Origin of the sequence: Bacteroides caecigallinarum (assembly GCF_016901995.1) — a bacterium.
Lineage (GTDB): Bacteria > Bacteroidota > Bacteroidia > Bacteroidales > Bacteroidaceae > Phocaeicola > Phocaeicola cellulolyticus.
The window spans coordinates 1-3,746 of sequence record NZ_JACJLE010000102.1 but is presented as its reverse complement, the minus strand read 5'-3'; the positions used below and the strand labels follow the sequence as shown (position 1 = coordinate 3,746).

Annotated in this window: 3 protein-coding genes; all 3 read left to right on the top strand. The window is 30.5% G+C overall.

Features of this window, described 5'->3' with window-relative positions; all coding sequences use genetic code 11:
• Positions 1 to 129: 129 nt before the first annotated feature.
• Genes H6A61_RS15030 through H6A61_RS15020 form a run of 3 tightly spaced genes read left to right on the top strand, consistent with a single transcriptional unit; the run spans position 130 to position 3,693 of the window.
• Positions 130 to 1,128, top strand: coding sequence for a glycosyltransferase family 4 protein (locus H6A61_RS15030; protein WP_204394704.1), 999 nt, complete (start codon positions 130 to 132; stop codon positions 1,126 to 1,128).
• Between the two features lie 31 nt (positions 1,129 to 1,159).
• The gene (locus tag H6A61_RS15025) at positions 1,160 to 2,380 is read left to right on the top strand and encodes a glycosyltransferase family 4 protein (RefSeq protein WP_239469254.1); all 1,221 of its coding nucleotides are present in this window, start codon (positions 1,160 to 1,162) and stop codon (positions 2,378 to 2,380) included.
• 5 nt (positions 2,381 to 2,385) lie between these two features.
• Positions 2,386 to 3,693, top strand: a complete 1,308-nt coding sequence (locus tag H6A61_RS15020) for a hypothetical protein (RefSeq protein ID WP_204394703.1) — start codon at positions 2,386 to 2,388, stop codon at positions 3,691 to 3,693.
• The last annotated feature ends 53 nt before the right edge of the window (positions 3,694 to 3,746 follow it).

Below are 3,746 nucleotides of genomic sequence, written 5' to 3'. Positions count from 1 at the left end.
GAATTTATGCAATATAGATGTAGCATTAGAAGAAATGTCTATTCCACCTTCTCCATTTTGGTTATTATATAGTATTGTAGGAATTGTATTACCATTGTTATTAAATCAATTATATACAAATATAAAAAAATGAGATTACTTATATATACTCCAGCATTTTATCCTAATACAGGTGGATTGGAAACAATAAATATGATTATATGTGAGCAGTTACATAAAAATGGATTTGATGTAACTCTGATAACCCCCCAAAGTAATAAAAATGAAGACGATAAAAAATTTCCTTATAGAGTGATACGTGATACAAGTTGTAAGAGCTTATGGCATTGGTATAAATGGTGTGACGTATATGTTCACTCAGTACTTTCACTCAATGGAATTTGGCCATTATTTGTGAGGCCTAAGAAATGGGTAGCCATACATCACACTTGTTATTTCCATGCTTGGGATGGTAAACCTACTATTATTTCAAGAATAAAATGTTTTACTTCAAGATTAGCTAAAAACATAGCTGTAAGCAAGGCTGTAGCAGATAAATTACATTTACATAATGTAACTGTTATACATAACGCTTATAATTCACAGTTATTTAAAATAACAAATACCAGTGAACGTAAAGGATTTGTTTTTGTAGGGAGACTTGTTACAGAAAAAGGCGTGAACTTACTGATTGATGCCTATAAACTGTATTCAGCAAAAACTAGTAATCCTTGGAATCTAACCATTATAGGGGAAGGTTCCGAATTACACAAATTACAAAAGCAAGCATTAGGCTATAAAATACAATTTATAGGCAAGAAATACGGTGAAGAATTAGTAAAAGAATTAAATAATCATGCTTGTATGATTGTACCAAGTGTGTATAATGAAGCATTTGGTATAGTTGCTTTAGAAGGTTTGGCTTGTGGATGTAGATGTATTGTAAGTGATGGTGATGGATTGCAAGAAGCTGTAGGAAGTTGTGGAACCTTATTTAAGAAAGGTAATGTAAAAGATCTGTCTGAAAAAATGTTTTTAGAAGGGAAAGTAAAGGCTGTAGATTATGAGACTGTAGCTAAGCATCTAGAACACTATACATCTATTGAAGTAGGACGTCATTATGTAGAGTATTTCAATTCATTAAAATGAATAAAAATGGTATTATAAAAACTATATTTTTATGTTTAGAAAGGTGGTTATCTCACATCCTACAGGTAATGCTAATGTACGTGGAGCTGTAGATGGATTTTATAAAGCAGGTATATTACATAGTTTTCATACAAGTATAGCTTGTTTTTCAGGATCTTTAATTTATAAGCTAAGTATTGGACCTTTATCTTTTGTTCGAAAGAGGACATATAGTAATTTTCTAAATAAATTTACAAAAACTTATCCTGTTAAAGAAATTCTTCGTAATCTTAAAAAATTTAATGTAACTGTTGACGATGTATATCATAATCTTGATAATCATGTTGCAAAATTTGTACATCGACGTAAAAATCAGATAGCGGCTGTTTATGCATATGATGAAGGGGCATATATTCAGTTTAAACAAGCAAAAAAAGATGGAATAATGTGTTTCTTCGATTTACCAATTATACATTGGCGAACATATCAAAGACTTCTTGAAGATGAAAGAACAAAAAATCCTGAATGGGCTACTGCATTAGGAACAACTTTCAGTGATTCAAAAGAGAAACTAGAAAGAAAAGATGCAGAATTACAATTAGCTGATTACATATTTGTTGCAAGTTCTTTTACTAAAAAATCTATAGAAGAAGATTTTCCATACAATCACGCCCCCATTTCTGTAATACCTTATGGTTTTCCTAAGGTTTATCACAATAGAGAGTACACTCCAACAGATGGTCGTAGGCTTAAATTTTTATTTGTTGGAAGATTAACTCAGGCTAAAGGATTAAGCTATATGTTTGATGCATTAAATGGATTTGAGAATGAAATAGATTTAACTTTAGTAGGAAACGATTCGTACGCTACAATATGTCCTGCACTTAAGGAAGCTTTAAAAAAATATCATCATATACCATATTTGTCTCATGATAAAATATTGGAGTTTATGAGAGAATTTGATGTATTAATATTCCCTTCATTATTTGAAGGCTTTGGTTTAGTAATTACTGAAGCAATGTCACAAGGAACACCTGTATTAACAACAAATCGTACGTGTGGTAATGATTTTATTAAAGATGGAGAGAATGGTTGGATTGTCGATCCTGCCAACTCAGAAGCTTTAAGAGATAAAATAAATAATATCATACAAAATCGTTCAAGACTCTCATCAATTGGTAAAAAAGCTATGGATACTGCTTCAAAACGTCCATGGAGTATGTATGAGTATGAATTAAGCAATGCTATTAAAAAGATTATTGAGAATAAATAACTATCATGAGACAACAGCAGATAGAATATTATAAGAAGTGGGTATGGGTTTACATATTGCTCTTTATCTTTGAAGGTGCACTGCGTAAATGGGTTTTTCCTGGGCTTTCAGGTCCTCTCCTTCTTGTGCGTGAACCAATAGTGCTGTATTTGTTTTTTAAATGCTATAATTCAAATATAGTAGGGATGGGTGAAGCAAAAGGATTAATGATAGTTGGAACTATCTGTTTATTTACTGCACTTATATTTGGTCATCAAAATCTTTTTATTGGATTGTATGGGTGGCATATTTATTTTTTTCATTTCCCATTTATTGTTATAGCTGCACGATTATTGAATTGGGAGGATGTTGTAAAAATAGGAAGAGTTCTTTTATATATAAGTATTCCTATGACTGTTTTAATTATAATGCAATTTTATCAACCTCAGAGTGCATGGGTAAATAGAGGAGTTGGTGGAGATATGTCTGGAGCAGGTTTTGGAGGAGCCATGGTTGAAGGTATTTCCTATTTTAGACCACCGGGTACTTTTTCTTTTACATCTGGTTATACTTCTTTTCAAAGTATAGTTTGCTCTTTTGTCTTTTATTTTATGTTATCAAATAAAATTCTTCCAAAAGAATTACAGATTAATCAATGGATTTTGTATGTTATAATGCTTTGTTATATGCTTTCTATTCCATATTCCATATCTAGATCATTAGCAATGATGACTGTAATAACTATGTTTTTTGCACTCATATCACTTATTGGAACTAAAAGTAAATTATTAATATCATTATTATTTAGTATAATAGGAGTTATTATAGTTCTTTTTATTGCAAATAAATTTGATTTGTTTGGTGATAGTATAAATGCGTTTACAACACGTATTGAGAATGCTTCCAATAGTGAAGGTGGATTAGATGGTACTATTTGGGACCGTTATATTATGGGCTTTTTTAATAGCTTATTTATGAATGTACCGTTATTTGGCTATGGATTAGGTATAGGGACAAATGCAGGAGCATCATTAATAAAAGGTAACATGTTCTCTATATTTAATGCTGAGTCTGGTTTTGGATTAATTATCGGTGAATGTGGGCTTCTATTAGGGCTATTAATAATATTTTTTCGTTTTAGATGGACTATACATCTTGTTATAAAAGGATGGGAAAATAGACATAATAACATATTACCTATATTACTAATGCCGAATTTTATTCTTTTATTATCAATGGGACCGATAGGCTCTGTACCATCATTAGGGGCATTGGTTATATCTTCATTTTTATATATAGCATCTATGAATATTAGATTTTACAAGAAATTTTAATATGAAAATTCTTTTAATTTATAGGAACAAAAATATGGGATTTTCTATAGGCA

Excerpts from the sequence above, each read along its gene's own strand:
- H6A61_RS15030 (WP_204394704.1), top strand. The coding sequence starts at position 130 with ATGAGATTACTTATATATACTCCAGCATTTTATCCTAATACAGGTGGA.
- H6A61_RS15025 (WP_239469254.1), top strand. The coding sequence starts at position 1,160 with ATGTTTAGAAAGGTGGTTATCTCACATCCTACAGGTAATGCTAATGTA.
- H6A61_RS15020 (WP_204394703.1), top strand. The coding sequence starts at position 2,386 with ATGAGACAACAGCAGATAGAATATTATAAGAAGTGGGTATGGGTTTAC.